This window comes from Pseudomonas sp. HY13-MNA-CIBAN-0226 (assembly GCF_040310305.1).
GTDB classification, from domain to species: domain Bacteria; phylum Pseudomonadota; class Gammaproteobacteria; order Pseudomonadales; family Pseudomonadaceae; genus Aquipseudomonas; species Aquipseudomonas gregormendelii.
In genome coordinates, this window is the sequence record NZ_JBEOPS010000007.1 from 93,154 (window position 1) to 114,609 (window position 21,456).

General features: G+C 60.6%; 22 protein-coding genes. 16 read left to right on the top strand and 6 right to left on the bottom strand.

Annotation, left to right across the window (positions count from 1 at the left end; all coding sequences use genetic code 11):
- Positions 1–61: 61 nt before the first annotated feature.
- The 11 genes from urtB (at position 62) to AAEZ05_RS09645 (ending at position 10,176) form a co-directional block, all read left to right on the top strand.
- Positions 62–1,561, top strand: a complete 1,500-nt coding sequence (urtB, locus tag AAEZ05_RS09595; RefSeq protein WP_350647038.1) for an urea ABC transporter permease subunit UrtB — start codon at positions 62–64, stop codon at positions 1,559–1,561.
- Positions 1,561–2,640 carry an urea ABC transporter permease subunit UrtC gene (gene urtC, locus AAEZ05_RS09600; protein WP_350647040.1) on the top strand — a complete coding sequence of 360 codons (1,080 nt, stop codon included), beginning with the start codon at positions 1,561–1,563 and terminating at the stop codon, positions 2,638–2,640. The genes urtB and urtC overlap by 1 nt, the downstream gene beginning before the upstream one ends.
- Positions 2,637–3,506: an urea ABC transporter ATP-binding protein UrtD gene (gene urtD / locus AAEZ05_RS09605; RefSeq protein ID WP_045060355.1), complete on the top strand. Its 870-nt coding sequence runs from the start codon at positions 2,637–2,639 to the stop codon at positions 3,504–3,506. Before urtC ends, urtD begins: the two co-directional genes overlap by 4 nt.
- A gap of 129 nt (positions 3,507–3,635) precedes the next feature.
- Complete coding sequence (gene urtE / locus AAEZ05_RS09610) at positions 3,636–4,334, top strand: urea ABC transporter ATP-binding subunit UrtE (protein WP_045060356.1); 699 nt, start codon at positions 3,636–3,638, stop codon at positions 4,332–4,334.
- A gap of 30 nt (positions 4,335–4,364) precedes the next feature.
- Complete coding sequence (locus tag AAEZ05_RS09615) at positions 4,365–5,204, top strand: urease accessory protein UreD (protein WP_350647042.1); 840 nt, start codon at positions 4,365–4,367, stop codon at positions 5,202–5,204.
- Positions 5,205–5,357: 153 nt separating this feature from the next.
- Entirely contained in the window at positions 5,358–5,660 is a 303-nt protein-coding gene (locus AAEZ05_RS09620; RefSeq protein WP_045060358.1) for an urease subunit gamma, read from the top strand.
- Positions 5,661–5,669: 9 nt separating this feature from the next.
- Entirely contained in the window at positions 5,670–6,203 is a 534-nt protein-coding gene (locus tag AAEZ05_RS09625; RefSeq protein WP_045060359.1) for a GNAT family N-acetyltransferase, read from the top strand.
- Positions 6,204–6,210: 7 nt separating this feature from the next.
- Positions 6,211–6,744: a GNAT family N-acetyltransferase gene (locus AAEZ05_RS09630; RefSeq protein WP_045060360.1), complete on the top strand. Its 534-nt coding sequence runs from the start codon at positions 6,211–6,213 to the stop codon at positions 6,742–6,744.
- Positions 6,744–7,049, top strand: coding sequence for an urease subunit beta (locus tag AAEZ05_RS09635; protein ID WP_045060361.1), 306 nt, complete (start codon positions 6,744–6,746; stop codon positions 7,047–7,049). The genes AAEZ05_RS09630 and AAEZ05_RS09635 overlap by 1 nt, the downstream gene beginning before the upstream one ends.
- Before the next feature lie 88 nt (positions 7,050–7,137).
- Complete coding sequence (gene ureC, locus AAEZ05_RS09640; protein WP_045060368.1) at positions 7,138–8,838, top strand: urease subunit alpha; 1,701 nt, start codon at positions 7,138–7,140, stop codon at positions 8,836–8,838.
- A gap of 210 nt (positions 8,839–9,048) precedes the next feature.
- Positions 9,049–10,176, top strand: coding sequence for a sensor histidine kinase (locus tag AAEZ05_RS09645; RefSeq protein ID WP_205891991.1), 1,128 nt, complete (start codon positions 9,049–9,051; stop codon positions 10,174–10,176).
- A 63-nt stretch (positions 10,177–10,239) separates the two neighbouring features.
- Here the strand turns inward: AAEZ05_RS09645 and AAEZ05_RS09650 are convergent, their stop codons facing one another.
- Both AAEZ05_RS09650 and AAEZ05_RS09655 read right to left on the bottom strand, forming a co-directional pair.
- Positions 10,240–10,545 (bottom strand): chaperone modulator CbpM, encoded by a 306-nt coding sequence (locus AAEZ05_RS09650; protein ID WP_045060363.1) that lies wholly within the window; start codon positions 10,543–10,545, stop codon positions 10,240–10,242.
- 23 nt (positions 10,546–10,568) lie between these two features.
- Entirely contained in the window at positions 10,569–11,516 is a 948-nt protein-coding gene (locus AAEZ05_RS09655; protein WP_045060364.1) for a DnaJ C-terminal domain-containing protein, read from the bottom strand.
- Positions 11,517–11,710: 194 nt separating this feature from the next.
- On the opposite strand from AAEZ05_RS09655, the gene AAEZ05_RS09660 reads away from it, so the two are divergent.
- A complete protein-coding gene (locus AAEZ05_RS09660; RefSeq protein ID WP_045060365.1) occupies positions 11,711–12,985 on the top strand; it encodes an Hsp70 family protein in 1,275 nt (424 codons plus the stop codon).
- A 124-nt stretch (positions 12,986–13,109) separates the two neighbouring features.
- On the opposite strand, the gene AAEZ05_RS09665 is transcribed toward AAEZ05_RS09660, so the two are convergent.
- Positions 13,110–14,123 (bottom strand): AI-2E family transporter, encoded by a 1,014-nt coding sequence (locus tag AAEZ05_RS09665; protein ID WP_350647045.1) that lies wholly within the window; start codon positions 14,121–14,123, stop codon positions 13,110–13,112.
- Positions 14,124–14,365: 242 nt separating this feature from the next.
- Positions 14,366–14,674: a PsiF family protein gene (locus AAEZ05_RS09670; RefSeq protein WP_045060367.1), complete on the bottom strand. Its 309-nt coding sequence runs from the start codon at positions 14,672–14,674 to the stop codon at positions 14,366–14,368.
- A gap of 180 nt (positions 14,675–14,854) precedes the next feature.
- On the opposite strand from AAEZ05_RS09670, the gene AAEZ05_RS09675 reads away from it, so the two are divergent.
- Complete coding sequence (locus AAEZ05_RS09675) at positions 14,855–15,742, top strand: DMT family transporter (protein ID WP_350600574.1); 888 nt, start codon at positions 14,855–14,857, stop codon at positions 15,740–15,742.
- A 43-nt stretch (positions 15,743–15,785) separates the two neighbouring features.
- On the opposite strand, the gene AAEZ05_RS09680 is transcribed toward AAEZ05_RS09675, so the two are convergent.
- Complete coding sequence (locus AAEZ05_RS09680) at positions 15,786–16,676, bottom strand: lipase family alpha/beta hydrolase (protein WP_350647047.1); 891 nt, start codon at positions 16,674–16,676, stop codon at positions 15,786–15,788.
- A 310-nt stretch (positions 16,677–16,986) separates the two neighbouring features.
- Here AAEZ05_RS09680 and AAEZ05_RS09685 point away from each other — a divergent pair, with 310 nt between their 5' ends.
- Entirely contained in the window at positions 16,987–17,517 is a 531-nt protein-coding gene (locus tag AAEZ05_RS09685; RefSeq protein WP_045058952.1) for a ferritin-like domain-containing protein, read from the top strand.
- Positions 17,518–17,575: 58 nt separating this feature from the next.
- Here AAEZ05_RS09685 and AAEZ05_RS09690 read toward each other — a convergent pair whose 3' ends face one another.
- A complete protein-coding gene (locus AAEZ05_RS09690; protein WP_350647049.1) occupies positions 17,576–19,645 on the bottom strand; it encodes an AsmA family protein in 2,070 nt (689 codons plus the stop codon).
- 388 nt (positions 19,646–20,033) lie between these two features.
- Here AAEZ05_RS09690 and AAEZ05_RS09695 point away from each other — a divergent pair, with 388 nt between their 5' ends.
- Positions 20,034–20,546, top strand: a complete 513-nt coding sequence (locus AAEZ05_RS09695; protein WP_045058950.1) for a hypothetical protein — start codon at positions 20,034–20,036, stop codon at positions 20,544–20,546.
- A gap of 158 nt (positions 20,547–20,704) precedes the next feature.
- Positions 20,705–21,337: a TetR family transcriptional regulator gene (locus AAEZ05_RS09700; RefSeq protein ID WP_205891998.1), complete on the top strand. Its 633-nt coding sequence runs from the start codon at positions 20,705–20,707 to the stop codon at positions 21,335–21,337.
- Positions 21,338–21,456 lie beyond the last annotated feature (119 nt).

The following is a 21,456-nucleotide window of genomic DNA, read 5'->3' on the forward strand; positions in this document are numbered from 1 at the left end:
AGCGCTATCGCGAGCAAGCTTTGCTCCCACAGGGCCCATCGTCGCCTCTCAGGACGTAGCTATGTCCCTATATCGTTTGCTGCTTGCCATCACTTTCCTGTTGCTGCCGATGGCTACTTTTGCCGGCGACGCCGAAGACTTCGTCGCCGCCAATCCGGTTCAACAAGCCAAGCTTCTGGAAGCCTGGGCCGCGCAGCCCGACCCGGCGCGTGTCGAGCTGATCAACGCCTTGCAACAAGGGCAGTTGACCGTCGACGGCCAGCCGAAAACCCTGCGCCTGAACAACCGCCTGCGGGGTCTGATCGACACCGCACTGGCCAGCCACCAACTGCTCGCCGCCGATGCCAAACTGCGTCTGGCCGCCGCACAACAATTGCAGAAAAGCGCCAAACCGGCGCAACTGAAATTCCTCGACCAGCAACTGGTCGCAGAATCGGACGAAAACGTCCACGCGGCCCTGAGCCTGGCCCTGGCCAATCTGCAGCTGGTCGACACCGACCCAGCCGTGCGCCTGGCGGCCGTGCGCCTGCTCGGGGAAACCGGCGACCCGCTGGCCCGCACCCGCCTTGAAAGCCTGCTGGAACCGGGCGTCGAGGCCGACGCCGGGGTGCGTACCGCCGCCGAAACCAGCCTGGCCCAAGTGAAACGCAAACTGCTGATCGGCGAGGTCCTCGGCCAGGCGTTCAGCGGCATGTCCCTGGGCTCGATTCTGCTGCTTGCCGCCCTCGGCCTGGCGATTACCTTCGGCTTGCTCGGGGTGATCAACATGGCCCATGGCGAGATGCTGATGCTCGGCGCGTACTCCACCTATGTGGTGCAGCTGATGTTCCAGCGCTACGCCCCGCAAGCCATCGAGTTCTACCCGCTGATTGCCCTGCCGGTGGCGTTTTTTGTCACCGCAGCAATTGGCATGGCACTGGAGCGAACAGTGATCCGCCACCTCTATGGGCGCCCACTGGAAACCCTGCTCGCCACCTGGGGCATCAGCCTGATGCTGATCCAGTTGGTGCGGCTGGTGTTTGGCGCACAGAACGTCGAGGTGGCCAACCCGGCCTGGTTGTCCGGCGGCATTCAGGTGCTGCCAAACCTGGTGCTGCCCTACAACCGCATCGTCATCATCGCGTTTGCGCTGTTCGTGGTCGTGCTGACCTGGCTGCTGCTGAACAAGACGCGCCTGGGGTTGAACGTGCGCGCCGTCACGCAAAATCGCAACATGGCCGCCTGCTGCGGAGTGCCGACCGGTCGCGTCGACATGCTCGCGTTCGGGCTCGGCTCCGGTATCGCCGGGCTCGGCGGCGTGGCCCTGAGCCAGATCGGCAACGTAGGCCCTGACCTTGGCCAGAGCTACATCATCGACTCGTTCCTGGTGGTGGTGCTCGGCGGCGTAGGTCAACTGGCCGGGAGCGTCTTTGCCGCATTCGGCCTGGGCATTGCCAACAAGATTCTCGAACCACAAATCGGAGCCGTACTCGGCAAGATCCTGATCCTCGCGCTGATCATTCTGTTTATCCAGAAACGTCCGCAAGGCCTCTTTGCACTGAAAGGACGGGTGATCGACTGATGAACCAGCCCCTGATGCTCACGGCTACACAAAAGGCCGGCCCCAAGGCCACGATCGCCGTCGGTGCGGTGATTCTCGTGCTGCTGCTGGCACTGCCGTTGCTTTCGCTGTTGCCACCGGACAGTACGTTCCACGTCTCCGCCTACACCCTGACCCTGGTGGGCAAGATCCTGTGCTACGCCATCGTTGCCCTGGCCCTGGATCTGGTCTGGGGTTACGCCGGCCTGTTGTCCCTGGGCCACGGCCTGTTCTTCGCCCTCGGCGGTTATGCGATGGGCATGTACCTGATGCGCCAGGCCTCGGGCGATGGCTTGCCGGCCTTCATGACGTTCCTGTCGTGGACCGAGTTGCCATGGTACTGGGCCGGCACCAGCAGTTTTCTCTGGGCCATGTGCCTGGTGGTGCTGGCGCCGGGACTGCTCGCGCTGGTGTTCGGCTTCTTCGCCTTCCGCTCGCGCATCAAGGGCGTGTATTTCTCGATCATGACCCAAGCGCTGACGTTCGCCGGGATGCTGCTGTTCTTCCGCAATGAAACCGGGTTCGGTGGTAACAACGGCTTCACCAACTTCCGCACCATTCTCGGCTTTGGCATCACCGAACCCGGTACCCGCGCAGTCCTGTTTATTGCCACGGTGCTGTTACTGGTGGCCAGCCTGTACATCGGCTGGCGCCTGGCGCAAAGCAAATTTGGCCGGGTGCTGACCGCGCTGCGCGACGCAGAAAACCGCCTGATGTTCTGCGGCTACGACCCACGCGGCTTCAAGCTGTTTGTGTGGGTGTTGAGTGCAGTGTTGTGCGGCCTGGCCGGTGCGCTGTATGTACCGCAAGTCGGCATCATCAACCCGAGTGAAATGTCGCCGACCAACTCCATCGAAGCCGCTGTCTGGGTAGCGCTGGGTGGGCGCGGCACGCTGATCGGGCCGCTGCTGGGCGCCGGCGTGGTGAATGGCATGAAGAGCTGGTTCACCGTGGCCTTCCCCGAGTACTGGCTGTTTTTCCTCGGCGCACTGTTCATTGTCGTGACGCTGTACCTGCCCAAGGGTGTGATCGGCTTGCTGAAGAAAAGGGGCGAACAATGAGAATCACACCGACGGCGCAATTCATGCTTGAACCCGCCTTCTTCCCACCGGAACCGAACAAGGATGCCGGCAGCAGCCGGGACGCCATCGGCCTCGGCCAGCGCGTGACGCCCGGCCTGAACACCCGTCACGGCACCATCCTGACCCTGGAAGACATCAGCGTCAGCTTCGATGGCTTCCGGGCGCTGAACAACCTGAACCTGTACATCGGCGTCGGCGAGTTGCGCTGCATCATCGGACCCAACGGTGCGGGCAAGACCACCTTGATGGACGTGATCACCGGCAAGACACGCCCCAGCCATGGCAAGGCGTGGTTCGGTGAAACCCTTGACCTGACGCAGATGAGCGAAGTGCAGATCGCCCAGGCGGGCATCGGTCGCAAGTTTCAGAAACCGACAGTGTTCGAGGCGTTGAGCGTCTTTGAAAACCTTGAACTGGCGCAGAAAACCGACAAGTCGGTGTGGGCCAGCCTGCGGGCTCGCCTGAGCGGTGAACAGAAGGATCGCATCAGCGAGGTGCTGGACACCATTCGCCTGACCAGTTCGGTCAATCGTCCGGCGGGCCTGCTGTCCCATGGTCAGAAGCAGTTCCTGGAAATCGGCATGTTGCTGATGCAGGACCCGCAGCTGCTGCTGCTCGACGAACCGGTGGCGGGCATGACCGATGCCGAGACCGAATTCACCGCTGAGCTGTTCAAGCGTCTGGCCGGCAAGCATTCGCTGATGGTGGTCGAGCACGACATGGGTTTTGTCGGCTCGATTGCCGACCACGTAACGGTGCTGCACCAGGGTAGCGTGCTGGCCGAAGGGTCGCTTGCGCAGGTGCAGGAAAATGAGCGGGTGATCGAGGTTTATCTCGGACGCTGATGCACTTCGTAGGAGCGAGCTTGCTCGCGATGGAGATCAACGATTACGCGGGCTGCCTGAATGAACGCTTCGATCTCGGGATCATCGCGAGCAAGCTCGCTCCTACAAGGGTTTTGAGGAGAATTTGGAATGCTGCAAGTCGACAAGCTGCACCAATACTACGGTGGTAGCCACATCCTGCGCGGCCTGACGTTTGACGTGAAAATCGGCGAAGTCACCTGCCTGCTCGGGCGCAACGGCGTGGGCAAGACCACCTTGCTCAAATGCCTGATGGGCCTGCTGCCGGCCAAGGACGGCGCGGTCAACTGGGAAGGTAAACCGATCACCACGTTCAAACCCCACCAGCGGGTACACGCCGGAATTGCGTACGTTCCCCAGGGTCGGGAAATTTTCGGCCGACTGACCGTCGAAGAAAATCTGCTGATGGGTCTGTCACGCTTTCCCGGCAGCGAAGCGAAGGAAGTCCCGGCGTTCATTTACGAACTGTTCCCGGTGTTGCTGCAAATGAAGCAGCGACGCGGTGGCGATTTGTCCGGCGGCCAGCAGCAACAGCTGGCCATCGGTCGCGCATTGGCCAGTCGCCCACGCTTGCTGATCCTCGATGAGCCCACCGAAGGTATCCAGCCTTCGGTGATCAAGGAAATCGGCGCGGTCATCAAGAAGCTTGCCGCCCGCGGGGACATGGCGATTTTGCTGGTCGAGCAGTTCTACGATTTTGCTGCCGAACTCGCCGATCAGTACCTGGTGATGTCCCGCGGCGAGATCGTGCAGCAGGGGCGCGGCGAAAACATGGAAGCCGAAGGTGTGCGCGGCCTGGTAACCATCTAATCTGCAGCGTCCAGACGATCATTGGTACTTATGAACTTACCTGTTTCCCCTGCCCTGTTTACCCCGAGCTGGCACGCCGAGCTGGAACTGGGCTATGCCAGATTTGGCGACAGCACGCGCCCGGTACAGCGCCGCCACATGGGCCCGTTGCGGGTGCAAAAACACCTGTATGCCGAAGGCCCCGAAGTGTGCCAGCACATCATCGTGCACCCGCCAGGAGGTATTGCCGGCGGGGATAGACTGGACATCAGCGCCAGCGTGGGTCGCGATGCCTGGGCGCAAATCACCAGCCCCGGCGCGGCCAAATGGTATCGCGCCGCAGGGCCCGCCTATCAGCAACTCGACTTGAAAGTCAGCGCAGGCGCGACACTGGAGTGGTTGCCCCAGGAGACCATCATTTTCAGCGCCGCGCAGGCAGAGCTCAGCACGTCCATCGACCTGGAAGGCGATGCGCGCCTGTTCTACTGGGACGTCGTGGCATTGGGACGGGCGGCCAGTGGCGAGCGCTTTGACCTGGGGCATTTCCAGGCGCAACTCGACATCCGTCGCGACGGCCAGTTGCTCTGGCACGAACGCCAGCGCATTGTCGGGGATGACGGCTTGCTTGACTCGCCTATCGGGCTGGACGGGCGACCGGTGTTTGCGACGCTGCTGGTAACGGGTGAGATCGACAATGACTTGCTGGAAAAATGCCGCTCTCTACCCAACGACGTCCGCGGGGATTTAACCCAGTTACCGGGACTTCTGGTCGCCCGATGCCTGGCCAGCGAAGCCCTGTTGGCCCGCAGCTGGATGATTGATTTATGGCGATTGCTCAGGCCGGCGTTGTTAGGCCGCGAAGCGCTGCCACCGAGAATATGGAGCACCTGAACACGTCATTTGCAGGAGCCGGCTTGCCGGCGATGGCGGCCGGTCAGGCGCCTGATGGGGTGAATGTGCCGACGCCATCGCTGGCAAGCCAGCTCCCACAAGATTACGTGTGAACAGATCCGAATTTTTTACTGCCCAAGATGGATTCCAACAATGGACCTGACCCCACGCGAAAAAGACAAGCTGCTGATCTTCACCGCCGGCCTGGTGGCCGAGCGACGTTTGGCACGCGGCGTGAAACTCAATTACCCGGAAGCCATGGCCTACATCTCCGCCGCGCTGCTCGAAGGCGCGCGCGACGGTCAGACCGTGGCGCAGCTCATGCATTTCGGCACAACACTGCTCAGTCGCGAACAAGTGATGGAAGGCATCCCGGAAATGATCCCGGAAATCCAGGTGGAGGCAACGTTTCCCGACGGCACCAAACTGGTGACCGTTCACCAACCCATCGCCTGAGGACGCGTCATGAACTTCCACATCCGCGATGCCGTCCACGCCGACCTGCCCGCGATCCGCGATATCTACAACGATGCCGTACTGAACACCACGGCCATCTGGAACGAGCAGGCGGTCGACCTGGGAAACCGCCAGGCCTGGTTCAGCGCCCGGCAGTCACAGGGTTATCCGATTCTGGTCATCGTCGACGGCGACAACACTGTACTGGGCTACGCTTCATTCGGTGACTGGCGGCCGTTCGACGGTTTCCGCCACACGGTGGAACACTCGGTGTATGTGCGCAGCGACCAGCGTGGCAACGGCCTAGGCCCGCAACTGATGGCCGTGCTGATCGAGCGCGCCAAAGGCTGTGACAAGCACATCATGGTGGCCGCCATCGAAAGCGGTAACGCCGCTTCCATTCGTCTGCATGAGCGCGCCGGTTTTATCACCACCGGCCAGATGCCCCAGGTCGGCACCAAGTTCGGCCGCTGGCTGGACCTGACCTTCATGCAACTGACGCTCAATCCTGGCGCGCAACCGCCGATCGCCAGCAAGGAGTAACGCCCCGATGAACGCCGCTCAACTGCGCCGCGTCAATGTTGAAAGCTTCGCGCACTATCGCCAGGGACTGATCGATCTGCTGCTCGATGCAGTGGGTTATGGCGCCAGTGTCGGATTCATGGCGAACCTGGACGCGGTGCAGGCCCGCGCCTATTTCGACGAAGTCCAGGACAACCTGAACAAGGGCAATGTACTGCTCTGGGTGGTGGTCAAGGACGAACAGGTGCAAGCCAGCGTACAGCTGACCCTGTGCCAGAAAGCCAATGGCCTGAACCGTGCCGAAGTGCAAAAACTGCTGGTGCGCGAGCACGCGCGACGTCGTGGCCTGGGGCAACAGTTGATGACCGCCCTGGAGACCGCCGCGCTGCAGCACAAGCGCGGCATGCTGTACCTCGACACCGAGGCCGGCTCACCGGCCGAAGACTTCTACAAGGCGCTGGGCTACACCCGTGCCGGCCAGATCCCCGACTACGCCTGCGACCCGAGCGGCCAGTACAAGCCGACCGCCCTCTACTACAAGATTCTGCAAGGAGCCCATTGATGATTCCCGGTGAATACCAGATCCAGCCCGGCGACATCGAACTCAACACAGGCCGCCGCACGATCAGCCTGAAAGTGGCCAATAGCGGCGACCGGCCAATTCAGGTTGGCTCGCATTACCATTTTTTTGAAACCAACGACGCGCTCACCTTCGACCGTGCGGCCAGTCGCGGCATGCGCCTGAACATCCCTGCCGGCACTGCCGTGCGTTTCGAACCGGGGCAGAGTCGGGAGGTCGAGCTGGTCGACCTGGCGGGAAATCGCCGGGTGTTCGGGTTTGCCGGGCGGATCATGGGTGACCTTTGAGCAATGCGGTGCTTGCAATGGCCCCATCGCGGGCAAGCCTTGCTCCCACAGGTGAGCCTAAAACACAATTGAACCCCAAGGCATGCGCATGAAAATTTCCAAACAAGCCTACGCCGACATGTTCGGCCCCACCGTTGGTGACAAGGTCCGCCTGGCGGACACCGAACTGTGGATTGAAGTGGAAAAAGACTTCACCACCTACGGCGAAGAAGTAAAGTTCGGCGGCGGCAAAGTCATCCGCGACGGGCAGGGCCAGAGCCAGCTCTTGGCCGCTGAAGTCGCCGACACTGTGATTACCAATGCACTGATCATCGACCATTGGGGCATCGTCAAAGCCGATGTCGGCCTCAAGGATGGACGCATCGCCGGCATCGGCAAAGCGGGCAACCCGGACGTGCAACCCGACGTGACCATCGCCATCGGCGCCAGCACCGAAATCATCGCCGGCGAAGGCATGATCCTCACCGCGGGCGGCATCGACACCCACATCCACTTCATCTGCCCGCAGCAGATCGAAGAGGCGTTGATGAGTGGCGTTACCACCATGATCGGCGGTGGCACTGGCCCGGCCACCGGCACCAACGCCACCACCTGCACCTCCGGGCCGTGGCACCTGGCACGGATGCTTCAGGCAGCGGACGCGTTCCCGATGAACATCGGCCTCACCGGCAAGGGCAACGCCAGCCTGCCGGAGCCGCTGATCGAACAGGTCAAGGCCGGCGCCATCGGCCTCAAGCTGCATGAAGACTGGGGCACCACGCCGGCGAGCATCGACAACTGCCTGAACGTCGCCGACCAGTACGACGTGCAGGTGGCGATCCATACCGACACGCTCAACGAGTCGGGCTTCGTCGAAACCACACTTGCCGCGTTCAAGGGGCGCACTATCCACACCTACCACACCGAAGGCGCGGGTGGCGGTCACGCACCAGACATCATCAAGGCCTGCGGCTTTGCCAACGTGTTGCCTAGCTCGACCAACCCGACCCGGCCGTTCACCCGCAACACCATCGACGAACACCTGGACATGCTGATGGTCTGCCACCACCTGGACCCCGGCATCGCCGAAGACGTGGCCTTCGCCGAAAGCCGCATCCGCCGCGAAACCATTGCCGCCGAAGACATCCTCCACGACCTCGGAGCGTTCTCGATGATCAGCTCCGACAGCCAGGCCATGGGGCGAGTCGGTGAAGTGATCACCCGAACCTGGCAGACCGCCGACAAGATGAAAAAGCAACGCGGCGCGCTGCCCGGGGATGGTCCCGGCAACGATAACTTCCGCGCCAAGCGCTACATCGCCAAGTACACCATCAACCCGGCGATCACTCACGGCGTCAGCCATGAAGTGGGCTCGATCGAAGTGGGTAAATGGGCCGACCTGGTGCTCTGGCGGCCAGCTTTTTTCGGGGTCAAGCCGACGCTGATCCTCAAAGGCGGTGCGATCGCGGCCAGCCTGATGGGCGACGCCAATGCATCGATACCCACACCGCAACCGGTGCACTACCGCCCGATGTTCGCCAGCTATGGCGGCTCGCTGCACGCCACCAGCCTGACTTTTATCAGCCAGGCAGCGCACGACGCCGGCCTACCCGAGGCGCTTGGCTTGAAGAAGAAAATCGCCGTGGTCAAAGGCTGCCGTGAGGTGCAGAAAACCGACCTGATCCACAATGATTATCTGCCGACCATCGACGTCGATCCGCAGACCTATCAAGTCAAGGCCGACGGTGTGTTGCTGTGGTGTGAACCAGCGGATGTGCTGCCGATGGCGCAGCGCTATTTCCTGTTCTGACCCCACGTTGAGCAGGCAGGAATCCGGCATGCCAGGTTCCTGCCTGCAGCAACGGCCGATCAGGTGGCCGTTTTAAAGGTGAAAAGGATCTCCAACCGCTGCAGTGACCGCAGAACATTTCCTGATCGAGGCTCTCGCCGCGTAATGGTAGTTTTTAGTGCCCGCCAAAGGGGCTAAGATGCGCCAGACTTCTCCCTCAGGAATCTGGCCATGCGCCTACCCGAATTCATCAGGCAACACGTAGACCGTATCGTCGATGAATGGGAGCAGTTCGCCAGCACCATCACCCCCGCTGCCGAGCACATGGACAGCGTCGCTTTGCGCGACCATGCCCGGGTCATCCTGCTGGCCGCAGCGCGGGATATGACCACCGCACAAAGTGCCAGCGAGCAAATGGCCAAGGCCAAAGGCGAGGGACCCGAGAAAACCCCAAGCCTGGATGAGGCCGGAGCCAGCCACGGTGAGCTGCGGCACACGGTGGGTTTTGACCTGGTGCAGATGACCAGCGAATTCCGTCACCTGCGCGCCTGCGTGATCCGGCTGTGGGTCGGGAGCCTGGACTCACCGGACCTCGCCTACTTCCAGGACATGATCCGTTTCAACGAAGCCATTGACGAAGCCCTGGCGGAGTCCACGGCCGCCTACGCCGAACAGGTCGACCGCTCCAGGGACATCTTCCTGGCGATACTTGGCCATGACCTGCGCGCGCCCTTGCAGGCGGTGAGCATGTCCACGGAATTGTTACTGCGCAAGGTCAAGCTTGAGGGCGATGCCCTGGCCTGCGCCCACAACATCAAGCGTGGCGCCCGGCACATGGCCGTGATGGTCAGCGATCTGCTCGAACTGGTACGCAGCCGCCTGGGCAAGAGCCTGCCGATCGAACCTGCGCCGATGGACCTGGCCGATGCCGCCCACGCGGCCATTGGCGAGGCGTGCGCCGGCAACCCGGAGTGCGACCCGAAACTGGTCATCTCGGGCAACACCCAGGGCAACTGGGATCGCGGACGGCTTGATCAACTGTTGCAGAACCTGATCGGCAACGCCCTGCAACACGGCCTGAACAAACGGGATGTCACCATCACCCTGGCCGGCGAACCCGAGGCGGTGTGCCTGACGGTGCATAACTTCGGCAAACCGATTTCTGAAGAGGCCATCGGCACCATCTTCGACCCACTGGTACGCAGCGCCGACGAAGAACTGGGCCAGCCGTCCACCAGCCTTGGTTTGGGGCTTTTTATCGTCAATGAAGTGGTTCAAGCCCATTCCGGTACGATCGAGGTGAGTTCCAACGAAACTGACGGCACGCTGTTCACGGTAGTGTTGCCCCGCAACATTTGAGGGCTTGCCAGCGTTACGCCAGAACGGGATGCCCTCAAGCGTCCCTGTGCCCAAGCCGGCTACCTACTCAACCACCAACCGCCCCAACCGCTGCTTCAACATCCGGTTTTCCGCCCGAAGCTGCTGCACCTCCTCCAGCAACTCCAGCGCCAGGGCAACCCCTTCCCATCCCAGCTCCAGATCGCGCCGCAGCTTGGCGGCGCGTTTGGCCAGGGCCAGTTCGTAGTCGTTGAATCGCCAATCCTTGGGCACCGAGCCCTGAGGTTCGAGGATGCCGTGCTCGACGATCTCGATCACGTAGACGTCCGATAAGTCGGTCGCTTCGCAGAATTCGGCCAGGTCCAGATGAACGATCAGGGGGTTGCTCATGATGGGCTACTCCGTCTGTTGACTCAGAAGTTCTCTCTTGGGTTGAACGCAGCTTTCTCTGCCAGTTCCTGCCACAGCGCCTTGACCTCGTCGCTGGCGGCTTTGGGCATCACGGCCTTGAGCTGGATATACAGGTAGCCGCGTTCGCCGGCCTTGTTCAGCAGGCCGTGGCCCTTGGCGCGCATGCGCTGGCCGTTCTGGCTGCCTGCCGGGACCTTGAGATTGATCTTGCCGGTGAGGGTCGGCACTGCGACCTCGGTGCCCAGCGCCAACTCCCACGGGGCCAGGGGCAACGTGATGATCAGGTTTTCGCCCTCGACATCGTACTTGGGGTGCGGGGCGAAACGGATGATCAGGTACAGGTCGCCATTGGCGCCGCCACCCACACCCGGTGCGCCCTGGCCCTTGAGCCGGATGCGCTCGCCGTCGGTCACGCCGGCCGGGATCTTCACGTTCAGGCTCTTGCTGGTGTTACTGACGTGCTGGCCGGCAGCGTTGTACTGCGGCACCTGGAAACTGACCTTCTTCGATTCGTTCGAGAGGGTCTCTTCCAGAAAAACCGGTAATTCCATTTCCACGTCTTGCCCTCGACGCCCGGCACTGCGGCCCGGCTGTGCACCACCAAAACCGGGACCACGGTTGCCGAAGATCGAACTGAAGAAGTCCGAAAAATCGCCCGTGTCCTGACCACCTCCAAAGCCGCCATCCCCACGCCCCTGCCAACCTGGCGGGCCCTGGAATGGCTGGCCATGCTGGCCGTACTTGCGCAAGTCATCATATTCGGCGCGTTTGTCGGCGCTTTTCAGCGCTTCATAGGCCTCCGAGGCGTCTTTGAATTTGGCCTCGGCGTCCTTTTCCTTACTGACATCGGGGTGATATTTGCGCGCCAGCTTGCGATAGGCCGCCTTGATGGCCTTATCGTCAGCTGTCGGCTCCACACCGAGAATCTTGTAATAGTCTTTGAAGTCCATCTAAGGATCACCATCCGTTATCAAATTCGTTCTGCCACCCGCAGCATGCGCCGCAGGCTCGATGCAGACAAGTTTGGGGCAAAGGATAGTCTTTCAAGACGCTATTCGCTTCGATTTAGCGGATAGTCGGCCTTCGAATCTGTGCCGCAGTGACATACACTGCGCGGCCGTTTTTTAACCGGAACTCGAAAGACATGAAAAACGCATCTCCAGCTCGTGCCTGTGGTATCGACTTTGGCACGTCCAACTCCACCGTCGGCTGGATTCGGCCCGGCATGGAAACGCTGATCGCGCTGGAGGACGACAAGATCACCCTGCCATCGGTGGTCTTCTTCAATATGGAAGAACGCCGCCCGGTGTACGGCCGCCTGGCCCTGCACGAGTACCTGGAAGGCTACGAAGGCCGGCTGATGCGCTCGCTCAAGAGCCTGCTGGGCTCCAAACTGATCAAGCACGACACCAGCGTCCTCGGCACCGCGATGCCGTTCAAGGACCTGCTCGGGCTGTTTATCGGCCAGTTGAAAAAGCGTGCCGAAACCGCCGCAGGCCGGGAGTTCGAGGAAGTGGTGCTGGGCCGTCCGGTGTTCTTCGTCGATGACGATGAAATGGCCGACCAGGAAGCTGAAAACACCCTGGTCGACGTGGCCCGGGCCATTGGCTTCAAGGATGTGTCGTTCCAGTACGAGCCGATTGCCGCCGCGTTCGACTATGAGTCGACCATCGAGAAAGAAGAGCTGGTGCTGATCGTCGACATCGGCGGTGGTACCTCGGACTTCTCGCTGGTGCGCCTGTCGCCCGACCGTCGCCACAACGACAACCGCCACGATGACATTCTCGCCACCGGCGGCGTGCACATCGGCGGTACCGATTTCGACAAGCAGCTCAGCCTGCAAGGCCTGATGCCGCTGTTCGGCTACGGCAGCCGGATGAAGAGCGGCGCGTACATGCCCACCAGCCACCACATGAACCTGGCGACCTGGCACACCATCAACTCGGTGTACTCGCAGAAGTCCACCCTGGCCCTGGGCAGCATGCGCTATGACATCGAGGACACCGGCGGCATTGACCGCCTGTTCAAGTTGATCGACCAGCGCGCCGGGCACTGGCTGGCCATGGAAGTGGAAGAAACCAAGATCCAGCTGACCCATGCCGAGCACCGTCATGTTCCGCTGGACCGCATTGAGCCGGGTTTGAGCGTGGAATTGACCCGGGCGCTGTTCGAATCAGCCATCGAAGCGCTGCTGGAACGCGTGCGCAACAGCGTGACCCAGATGCTCAACGACGCCAACGTGCGGGTTGATCAAGTGGATACGGTGTTCTTTACCGGGGGTTCTAGCGGGATCCCGGCGTTGCGCACCAGCGTCTCGGACATGCTGCCCAATGCCCGGCACGTCGAAGGGAATATCTTTGGCAGCATTGGTAGCGGGTTGGCGATTGAGGCCAGCAAGCGTTACGGCAGCATGGACTGATCAAAAACCGAGTCGCCTGCATCGCGGGCAAGCCACCCTCCCACAGGTTTTGTGCCTTACCTGAAACCTGTGGGAGCGGACTTGTGCGCGATGGCGTCAGATCAGGCAACACATCCCTACCTGGTCAAACCATCCCCACCTGCTTCAACTCACTCTTCAGATACGCGTAGTAAATCGGCCCCGCCACCACCCCCGGCAGGCCGAATGCGGCCTCGAACACCAGCATCGCCAAGAGCAACTCCCACGACTTGGCGCTGATCTGCCCACCGACGATGCGGGCGTTGAGGAAGTATTCGAGCTTGTGGATAACGATCAGGTAACCCAGCGCCGCCAATGCCACCCAGATCGACAGTGACAAGCCGACGATGGTGATCAGGGTGTTGGACATCAGGTTGCCAATCACCGGCAACAAGCCCAGCAGGAAGGTCAGGACGATCAGGGTCTTGGTCAATGGCAGCTTGATGCCGAACATTGGCAGCACCACCGCCAGGAAGATTCCGGTGAAGAAGGTGTTTAGCAGGGAAATCTTGATCTGCGCGAAGACGATATTGCGGAATGCCTGCACCAGCAGGTGCAGCCGATCAAACAGCGCGGCAGCCAGCGGCTTGCGTTTGGTCAGGTCCGGAATCCGCTGCAGGGCGATGATCGCGCCCAGCACCATACCGATAAGCAGCGTCACGAACATGTGCGCCGCATCCTTGCCAACCAGCTGCAAATCGCTCAGGTGTTTGCTCATCCACTCGCCGATTGCCACGCGGAATTCGGCAGCACTGGCCGGCAAATAGACATCGATGAACGGCGGCAACTGCCCGCGGGCGCGATCGATCACGCCCATGAACTTGTCGAGAGAGGCACCGGGGTTCTCCGCCTCGTGCAACAGGAAGCTGATCGCACCGGCAAAAATCAATGCCAGCACACTGACCACCAGCGTGCCCAGCAACGCCACCGCCAACCAGCGGGCGCGTCGACCTTCGATCAGCCGCTGCAGCTGCGGGGTCAACATGTTAACCAGTTCAAACACCAGTAACCCGGCCAGCAGGCTTGGCAGCAGGCGCAGGGGAATCACCAACAGCAAGCCACCAAAGATGATGACCCAACTGATGACCAGCAAGACTTGGCGTTGAGAAAACGTTGGCATACAGCCTCAAAACGAACGGCGTAAAAAGGATTGGCAGTCTGCCAGCGTTCCGAACCCAGCACTAGGAAATGTGGGGGAGACTTTTGTCGGGGCTGTGTGGGGCCTGCGGGCCTCGGCGCGGGCAAGTCGAACGTCGCACCGCCGGCTCCGACTGCGATCTCCAGTGTCTGCAAATCCGGCGAACACGCAGAGCTCCTGCGGGAACAAGACCTGCCCGCGACGAGGCCATCACCCACAGCGCATTATTTTTTCTTCAGGCACTCGCTCATGAAGGCCTTGCGCGCATCGCCTTTGAGCGCCTGGGTGGCCGCCGTGGCGTTGCAGGTTTTCATCTTTTCCTGCTGCGGGGTCAGCGCCTTGCCGTCATCGTTGGCCGCCGGCGCCGCCTTCAGGCAGGTGCTCATGAAGGCCTTGCGCTCATCCCCCTTCAAGCTCTTGGCCGTAGCGTCGGCGTTGCAAGTGGTCATTTTGTTCTGTTGGGCCGTAGCCGCGAAACCCTGAGAGCAGAGCAGCAAGCCGATCATCAATACGGGGGCACGCAACATCTTCATGGAGTTTTCTCCTGGTCGCCGCAGGGAGGAACGCGGCCTTGTGCTGGAGTGTAGACAACACCTGTTACACCTTCCTGCTTTCACGTTGTGGCGGCCATTTTGCGCCCCAGGCCCGACGGCATGGATATGCGCTGCGCAGGCGGGGATAATCCCCCCTCATTAATGTTCTGGTTGTTCCTGATGCAATACGCTTACCCCCTGCTCGCGATCTTTATCTGGGCGGGCAACACCGTTATCAACAAACTCGCCGTAGGGGCGATATTTCCGGCCGAGATCGGTTTCTACCGCTGGCTGCTGGCCGGTGTCCTGTTCACTCCATTCATGCTTAAACCGGTCATCGCCCACTGGCCGCTGATCCGTCCGAACCTGGGGCGAATTTTCGTGCTCGGGGTGCTGGGCATGGCTGTTTATCAGAGCCTGGCGTATTTCGCCGCCACGCTGACGTCGGCTACCAACATGGGGATCATCCTGTCGCTGATGCCGTTGATGTCGCTGGCCATGGCGATCGCCAGCCTGGGCCAGCGCCTGACTGCGGGGGCGCTGGCCGGTGCCGTGCTGTCGTTTGCCGGCGTGCTGGTCGTGGTGTCCTCCGGCAGTCTCGGGGTATTGCTGGAGCACGGAGTGAACCTGGGTGATGCAATGATGCTGGTGGCCACCCTGGCTTACGCGATCTACAGCACGCTGCTGAAGAAATGGCAACTGCGCTTGCCGCCGCTGGTGCTGCTGTATTTGCAGGTGCTGGTGGCGATAGTCGTGTTGTTGCCGCTGTTTATTGCCTCGCCGAAAATCGGCCCGACGCTGCAGAATATCCCGCTGGTGCTGTACGCCTGCCTGCTGGCTTCGATGCTGGCCCCTTTGGCCTGGATGCAGGCCGTAGTACGCCTGGGGCCGAGCCGGACCACCTTGTTTTTCAATTTGCTGCCGTTGATTACCGCGCTGATTGCCGCCGTGGTGCTGCATGAGCAGTTGGCGCTGTATCACTTGGTGGGTGGGGTTTTAACGTTGGGTGGGGTGATTCTCTCGGAGCGCTGGACGACTGTTTTGGGGCGAAAAATCAGCGTTGCCTGATGGAAAAAGATCGCAGCCTTCGGACGATCTTTTGATCTTGGTCTTACAAGCCCGCCGCTTTCAGCCGCGCCGCATGTTCGACGAACAGGCGGATCGGTTCGGCGCCCTTGCCCACCAGTCCCAGCGACTGATTGACGATGTCAAAGTGATCCAGCGGATAGTTGTCGCCAATCACCGTGCCCAGGTGCGAGCTGTAGCGTCCGACCATGCCGTCGCAATGCCCGGCTTCACGGACGAAGGTCCTGGCGAATAACCGGCAGCTGCGGTTCGTCCCGTCAATCAGATTGCGCCCACGATCGGTCTTGCCCGGTTGCAGGGTGCCCGACCACGAGTAGTACCGCACCCCATTCACCAGTTCCGGGCCCTGGCCACCCCAAGTCAGCGGCAAGCCCTGGGGATACCGTTGATTGAACAGCGCCACACCCTCCGTGGTCAGCGACTGGTGGGAAGCCGGGATATCGACCGGCAACTTCGGCCCGCGATAGCCCGTTTCAAGCAGGCTCATCACGGCACCAATCAACCGCAGCAACACGCTGAGCACTCGCCCCTTGGCGCTCTGCGCCGGATAGTGATTTTCCAGGTAGTCCGCCAGTTCAGAGCCATGATTGGGCCCCGCCACCGAAGTCACCGACGCCACCCGGTCGGGACGCATGGCAGCGGCATAGCGCGCGGTCAGCGAGCCCTGGCTGTGGCCGATCAGGTTGACCTTCTCTGCCCCTGTTTCCCGCAGAATCTCGTCGATCCGCGCCAGCAACTGTTCACCACGAACTTCGCTGGAATTGAGGGGAGAGACCTGCACCGCGAACACGGTTGCACCACCGCGGCGCAACGCCGAGATGATCCCGTACCAGTAGGGATAAAGCAGCAACCGCACAAACCCGAGCATTCCCGGGACCAGCACCAATGGATAGCGCGGGGCTGAATCTTGCGACATGGGCGGACTTCCTTGTGAGGGACAGGTAGGGCAAGCGCGATGCAAGACCTCAGCCAAGCATCACTGCAACAGATGACAACTCGACGACCGAGACCTGGCAGTAAGCAAGCGGCACCCATCGGTGCGCACCGCCCTTTTCGTGGCGACAGGACGAAGTGCGACTGTCGGGCCTGATGCCACGTCAGAGCGCATCGGACGGACAGCCGACAATCCCGTAAAACTTTTCACCGCACTCATTACTCACACTTTAAGTAGCGATCACGTCCCCCAGAGCCGTGACGCCAACCGGATTAGCCTCCAGGAGAACGAGATGAGCGACATGCATTTGTCTGATGTAACCACCCTGCGCGCCCGCGCCCGGCAGAACGTCGAAAACGGTGCGGTGACCGAAAGCTACAGCGCCAACCTCGACGAAGTGCTGCGCCTGCTCAATGAGTCGCTGGCCACTGAACTGGTGTGCGTGTTGCGTTACAAGCGCCACTACTTCATGGCCAACGGCTTGAAAGCCCACGTTGCGGCCGAGGAGTTCCTCGAACACGCCAAACAGGAAGGCCAGCACGCCGACAGGCTTGCCGAGCGCATTGTGCAACTGGGTGGCGAACCGGAATTCAACCCTGACACGCTGTCCCGCAATTCTCATGCGCAATACGTCGCTGGCAACTCACTGAAAGAGATGGTCTATGAAGACCTGGTGGCCGAGCGAATTGCGATAGATAGCTACAGGGAAATCATTCAATACATCGGAGAGAAAGACCCGACTACCCGGCGTATTTTCGAAGACATCCTGGCTCAGGAAGAAGAGCACGCGGATGACATGGCCGATATTTTGAAGGACCTCTAACCCCACGAGCCTTATCGCCCCCAAGCGACGATAAGGCTCGCCCTTCCTCAACACCAGCCTAGTTCTTTACAGTTTTCGGCGCCTTGCCCGCCTTCATCTGCTCAAGCAACGGCGCGCACTGATTCGGCTCACCCCCGCTAGGTGCAATCAGTGCCAGCAAGCCGGCGGCAGGCGCCGCTATCACACCCAGGGCAACCATGCCGGCACCACGCAATAACAGCGGTACCGCCTTCACACCCGCATCCGGCTTGATGAACTTGCCCCGCACGTAAAGGGGAGATCGCAGGGAAATCAAGCGCCAGCCCTTGGATTCCGGGGTAATCGCCAGGTCCAGTTGCTCGGTCGCCATGTTTGCCGTGCCATCGATATAGATGATCGCGTTCTCGGTATCAAATACAAACAGGCGCGTCGTCGCCAGGCCCGTCTTGATATCGAAGTCGGCAGCCGCGCAGTTGATCTTCACCTCTTTGTCGCCAAAGATCTTGCCGACTACATAGTTACCCACATTCAACCCGGCCAGTTCCATCAGCTCACGACTGATCGCACCATCGTTGATCAGCATCTTCAGATTGCCGTTGGAGGTCGCGAGGAGTTTGGCGACCGAATTGCCCCGCCCGGTGATGTCGGCATCGCCATTAAGCTCGCCGAAACTGGTTTTCATCGGTTCGAAGGTCGGGAACAGCTCCTTGAGCTTGAAGCCCCGCGCGGTCAGCTTTGCCTGGCCCTCCAGGGGCTCGGTACGGCCGTTCAGGCGAATCTGCGCATCCAGCTTGCCGCCCGCCACGCCGAAACGCAGGGGTTCCAGGCTGAGCACTCCGTCGGTAAGCACCAGGTGGGTATAGAGGTCGTTAAAAGGCATTTTTTCGCTGTGGACGATGCGCTTGCCGGTGAATTCGACATCCGCGTCCATGTCGCGCCAGCGTTCAGTCTTGAACTCCTCGACTGGCAGCACCTTGTCGGTCGGCTGCTTGCTTTCGCCACCACGTGCTTTCTGTTTGGCGTTGGAATCCGCACCAATCAGCGGCGCGAGGTCGGCAAACAGCAATTGGTTGGAAACCAGTGCGCCGCTGAGTTTGGGTCGTGGCTTACCGGCCAGGTAGGCCAGGCTGCCGTGAATATCGCTTTCGCCAATCTTGCCGTTGAATTCTTCATAGCGGAACAGCGCACCGCCAGGCTCATGCAGCTTGGCGATCAAATGGCCGTCCGTAGCATAAGGCGGGGTGTCCGGAAGTGTGACGCCCGTCAGTGGATACAGGTTGCCCAGGCTCGCGCCCGCCAGCTTCAGGCGTAGATCCAGTGCGCCAAGGTTAAGCGGATCGGTCAGGGTGCCGGCGAGTTCCACCCGGGTGTCGGCAATATTGACCTTGGCCTGCAGTGGAAACGGTCTGTCTGAGTCCTGCAACGCCAGCAAGCCGCCGATCTTGCCTTCGCCGTTGAGCTTTTGCTGGTGATATTGACCCTTTACCTTGATACCAAACGCGTAATCCTGCGGCGCAGCGCCCTTGTCCTGCGCAGTCTTTGCCGCCTTTTCGCCGACGATATCGCTGAACGGGATTGGCTTGCCAAGTGGGTCGATCAGCACATCAAGTTGGGTTTTCAGGCTCTGGTCATCGAGGGTAACGTGGCCCTTGTCGAAACCAATGGCGCCAATGTCCACCACCCAACTGGACGGTTCGGCATCGGGATCCTTGGGATCGAACTGGAACGTCCAGTTCGCACGACCGTCGGCCAGGCGCTGCAGATCGGCATTGGGCCCGGTCAGGTCAATTCTCGGGATGACCACACGCTGCGCCAGCAAGGCCAGGGGCGAAATGCGCAACTCCACGCGCTTGAGCGTGACCATCTGGGGCTGCTTCGACCACTCGGGGTTGCCCAGGCTCAGGTCCTCGGCCACCACATGCGGCCAGGGCACCCACGCGCGCCAGCCGCCTTCCTCGGGCTCGCGCTGCCAGACCACAGCCAGGTTGCCGTTGATGGCGAACGGACGGTGCAACTCCTCGGACACCTTGGCATTGAGCGGGGGTTTAATGCGGTTCCAATCGAAGAACACGATGATCAAAACCAGCACCGCCAGCAGGACTAACAAGCTGGCGAGGGTCCAGGCAATTACTTTTCGAGTGCGCGTCATTGCACAGGGCTCCTTGATACGACTGAGCGCCCTGACCGCGACGCACGTTTTGAAATGCAGGCCAGAACCGGCCTGTCATGAGATCTACGACTGAAAAATGGCCCGCAGGTTTAACCGAAATCCCGATTAATCCTCAAATAATCGTCCCGGGACAGACTGCCCACTCGATAAGGCGTTACCGACACCGCACTTTTACGTCGCACGTGTGAGTCGAAAATACCCACCCCGGTGCGAAAACACCCGCCGGAAACGCCCGGTCTAGAGCCATTTCGCAGAACAATCAATTCCGTTGATTATTACCATTGCGTTTATGAACTTTTATATCGACTTATCGAGAGTAGCATTGACCTCGTACCCACTTTATCGCCCCCCCAAGGAGCAACCCATCATGAAACGCCAATTACTGCTAAGCCTTACCCTTTCCATGCTAGCCAGCACCGCTTTCGCTCTGCCAGCTGCTGACCAGGCTACCCCACAAGTCAAAGACAGCCGCTCGGTATTCAGCCAAACCATCGCTGCCGACGGTTCGGATCGCACTCCACAAGGCCAGACCCTGGCTGAAGGCGGTAACGATCGTTTGAAAGAAAAAGGCCTGATCACCCAGGACGGCTCGGACCGCACTCCACAAGGCCAGACCCTGGCTGCTGATGGTTCGGATCGTACGCCACAAGGCCAAACCCTGGCTGCTGACGGTTCCGATCGTACGCCACAAGGTCAAACCCTGGCTGCTGACGGTTCCGATCGCACTCCACAAGGTCAAACCCTGGCTGCTGACGGTTCCGATCGCACTCCACAAGGTCAAACCCTGGCTGCCGACGGTTCCGATCGTACCCCACAAGGCCAGACGCTTGCCGAAGGTGGTGGTGACCGTGTAATCGAACGCAACAGCGCCTTGAGCTGAGCCCATGGCGGCCCTGAAAAAAAGCCCAGTCTGTCGATTGGGCTTTTGACTTTCTGAAAGTAGCAAATCCCCCGCTTTACCCCTCGATAGTCGTTCGACGCAGGCAAAGCCGATTTGCTAGAGTGCGTCGCTGTCCCTGTCCAGAAATCACCCTGCCGATGCTGCCCCGCGCCGAACAGAAACAACAAACCCGTAGTGCCTTGATGGACGCTGCCCGCCACCTGATGGAATGCGGCCGCGGATTCGGCAGCCTGAGCCTGCGCGAAGTGGCCAAGACCGCCGGCATTGTGCCTACCGGGTTTTATCGACATTTCGCCGACATGGATGAATTGGGCCTGGTACTGGTCAGCGAAGTCGGCCAGACCTTCCGCGAAACCATCCGCTTGGTGCGCCACAATGAGTTTGTCATGGGCGGCATTATCGATGCGTCGGTGCGCATATTTCTCGACGTAGTTTCAGCCAATCGCTCGCAATTCCTGTTTCTGGCGCGCGAGCAGTATGGCGGTTCGCTACCGGTTCGCCAGGCCATTGGCCGTTTGCGTGAGGACATCAGCTCAGACCTTGCGTCAGATCTGTCCCTGATGCCAAAACTGCAGCATCTGGACCTCGCCGGCCTGAATGTCATGGCCGACCTGATCGTCAAAAGCGTATTTGCCACTTTGCCGGACATCATCGACCCGCCGGCCCAAGCCCTGCCTGATCACCTAACGCCGCAGGCAAAAATTACCCAGCAATTGCGTTTCATCTTTATCGGCCTCAAGCACTGGCAAGGACTTGGCAGCACCGAATAGGTGACTTAGGCAATTCGCCACAACATGGTGCAGCACCAAAATGCAGCGCACCAACATCAGGCAAAACAGTCGAGCAGTTAAGATATTTACTACGCTTCCGACAGCTATTTCCTACACGC

Coding starts and splice junctions, on each gene's coding strand:
- urtB (WP_350647038.1), top strand. CDS start 62: ATGTCCCTATATCGTTTGCTGCTTGCCATCACTTTCCTGTTGCTGCCG.
- urtC (WP_350647040.1), top strand. CDS start 1,561: ATGAACCAGCCCCTGATGCTCACGGCTACACAAAAGGCCGGCCCCAAG.
- urtD (WP_045060355.1), top strand. CDS start 2,637: ATGAGAATCACACCGACGGCGCAATTCATGCTTGAACCCGCCTTCTTC.
- urtE (WP_045060356.1), top strand. CDS start 3,636: ATGCTGCAAGTCGACAAGCTGCACCAATACTACGGTGGTAGCCACATC.
- AAEZ05_RS09615 (WP_350647042.1), top strand. CDS start 4,365: ATGAACTTACCTGTTTCCCCTGCCCTGTTTACCCCGAGCTGGCACGCC.
- AAEZ05_RS09620 (WP_045060358.1), top strand. CDS start 5,358: ATGGACCTGACCCCACGCGAAAAAGACAAGCTGCTGATCTTCACCGCC.
- AAEZ05_RS09625 (WP_045060359.1), top strand. CDS start 5,670: ATGAACTTCCACATCCGCGATGCCGTCCACGCCGACCTGCCCGCGATC.
- AAEZ05_RS09630 (WP_045060360.1), top strand. CDS start 6,211: ATGAACGCCGCTCAACTGCGCCGCGTCAATGTTGAAAGCTTCGCGCAC.
- AAEZ05_RS09635 (WP_045060361.1), top strand. CDS start 6,744: ATGATTCCCGGTGAATACCAGATCCAGCCCGGCGACATCGAACTCAAC.
- ureC (WP_045060368.1), top strand. CDS start 7,138: ATGAAAATTTCCAAACAAGCCTACGCCGACATGTTCGGCCCCACCGTT.
- AAEZ05_RS09645 (WP_205891991.1), top strand. CDS start 9,049: ATGCGCCTACCCGAATTCATCAGGCAACACGTAGACCGTATCGTCGAT.
- AAEZ05_RS09650 (WP_045060363.1), bottom strand. CDS start 10,545: ATGAGCAACCCCCTGATCGTTCATCTGGACCTGGCCGAATTCTGCGAA.
- AAEZ05_RS09655 (WP_045060364.1), bottom strand. CDS start 11,516: ATGGACTTCAAAGACTATTACAAGATTCTCGGTGTGGAGCCGACAGCT.
- AAEZ05_RS09660 (WP_045060365.1), top strand. CDS start 11,711: ATGAAAAACGCATCTCCAGCTCGTGCCTGTGGTATCGACTTTGGCACG.
- AAEZ05_RS09665 (WP_350647045.1), bottom strand. CDS start 14,123: ATGCCAACGTTTTCTCAACGCCAAGTCTTGCTGGTCATCAGTTGGGTC.
- AAEZ05_RS09670 (WP_045060367.1), bottom strand. CDS start 14,674: ATGAAGATGTTGCGTGCCCCCGTATTGATGATCGGCTTGCTGCTCTGC.
- AAEZ05_RS09675 (WP_350600574.1), top strand. CDS start 14,855: ATGCAATACGCTTACCCCCTGCTCGCGATCTTTATCTGGGCGGGCAAC.
- AAEZ05_RS09680 (WP_350647047.1), bottom strand. CDS start 16,676: ATGTCGCAAGATTCAGCCCCGCGCTATCCATTGGTGCTGGTCCCGGGA.
- AAEZ05_RS09685 (WP_045058952.1), top strand. CDS start 16,987: ATGAGCGACATGCATTTGTCTGATGTAACCACCCTGCGCGCCCGCGCC.
- AAEZ05_RS09690 (WP_350647049.1), bottom strand. CDS start 19,645: ATGACGCGCACTCGAAAAGTAATTGCCTGGACCCTCGCCAGCTTGTTA.
- AAEZ05_RS09695 (WP_045058950.1), top strand. CDS start 20,034: ATGAAACGCCAATTACTGCTAAGCCTTACCCTTTCCATGCTAGCCAGC.
- AAEZ05_RS09700 (WP_205891998.1), top strand. CDS start 20,705: ATGCTGCCCCGCGCCGAACAGAAACAACAAACCCGTAGTGCCTTGATG.